The following is a 1774-nucleotide window of genomic DNA, read 5'->3' as shown; positions in this document are numbered from 1 at the left end:
CATCCCATCTGAAAATAAAATCATTGGTTATACCACTAAAAATAGTGGTGGCGTTCCTGATAATTTCAAGAATTATTTTGTGATTGTTTTTGATAAAAGTTTTACAGTAACCAAAACTTTTGATGGCGATAAACTTTTAGATGCAATAGAAAGTCAAGCAGATCATTCTGGTGCTATAATTGGTTTTAAAACTGTAAAAGGAGAAAAGGTAAATGCAAAAGTAGCTTCATCATTTATCAGTTATGAACAAGCCGAAAGAAACTTGAACGAACTTGGTAAAAATGATTTTGACCAAATAAAAGAAAAAGGTAAAAACGTATGGAACACTGAATTAAGCCGTATTAAAGTAGGGGGAGGAACAGCAGAGCAATTCACAACTTTTTACTCCAGTTTATACCGTTCGCTTCTTTTTCCAAGAAAATTTTATGAGTTTGATGCTAAAGGAAAAGTAGTTCACTATAGTCCTTATAACGGAAAAGTTTTGCCCGGATATATGTTTACAGATACAGGCTTTTGGGATACTTTCAGAGCTTTGTTTCCTTTTTTAAATTTAATGTATCCTGAATTAAATCAGCAAATGCAGGAAGGTTTGTCAAATGCGTATAATGAAAGCGGCTGGTTGCCGGAATGGGCAAGTCCTGGTTTAAGAGATGTTATGGTGGGGAATAATTCGGCATCGGTTGTCGCAGAAGCGTATTTAAAAAGCGAAACCAAAAAGAATCCTGAAATTGAAAATTTATATAAAGCCTTGATTCACGGAGCGAATAATCAAGGTCCTTTAAGAGCAGTTGGGCGTTTGGGCGTTGATTATTATAATTCTTTAGGATATGTTCCTTATGATGCAGGTATCAACGAAAATGCTGCCAGAACATTAGAGTATGCATACGACGATTTTGCTATTTATAAATTAGGATTGGCATTAAACAAGCCAAAATCAGAAACAGATCTGTATAAAAAACGCAGTTTGAATTATAAGAATTTGTTTGATTCTGAAAACAACTTGATGAGAGGAAAAAATAAAGACGGTAAATTTCAAACTCCTTTTAGTCCTTTTAAATGGGGTGATGCATTTACAGAAGGAAACAGCTGGCATTATTCCTGGTCGGTTTTTCATGATATGCAGGGTTTAATTGATTTGATGGGAGGAAAAGATGTTTTTGTAAGTCAGTTGGATAAAGTATTTTCGTTAGCGCCTGTTTTTGACGAAAGTTATTACGGGAGTGTGATTCACGAATTTAGAGAAATGCAAATTGCCAATATGGGACAATATGCGCATGGAAATCAGCCAATTCAGCACATGACGTATTTGTACGATTATGCTGGAGAACCTTGGAAAACGCAATATTGGGTAAGAGAAACCATGAACAGAATGTACAAACCAACTCCTGATGGTTATTGTGGAGACGAGGATAACGGTCAAACTTCGGCTTGGTATGTATTCTCTGCTATTGGGTTTTATCCCGTAACTCCTGCTAGTGATCAGTACGTTATTGGTACGCCTTTATTTAAAACTGTTAAAATAAAATTGCAAAACGGAAAAGAAGTTTCTATTAATGCACCTCAAAATAATGCTGCAAATAAATACATTAAAAGTATGAAATTCAACGGAAAAGCGGATGCCAATAACTGGTTAAGCCATTCAGAATTATTAAAAGGAGCAACAATTGATTTTGAAATGAGCAACACGCCAAATAAAAATAGAGGAACTGCAAAAAAAGATTTTCCATATTCTCTTTCAACCGAAAAATAAAAAAAATTATATTTTTTATCATTT

1 protein-coding gene is annotated in these 1774 nt (G+C 34.3%); it reads left to right on the top strand.

Translation table 11 applies throughout. The annotated features are described in order from the left end of the window. Positions 1 to 1750: GH92 family glycosyl hydrolase (locus EKL98_RS15505; protein ID WP_148104425.1), on the top strand; the 1750-nt coding region annotated here is incomplete at its 5' end. Positions 1751 to 1774 lie beyond the last annotated feature (24 nt).

The organism is Flavobacterium bomense (assembly GCF_003970355.1).
This window is presented reverse-complemented; position numbering and strand designations above follow the sequence as displayed.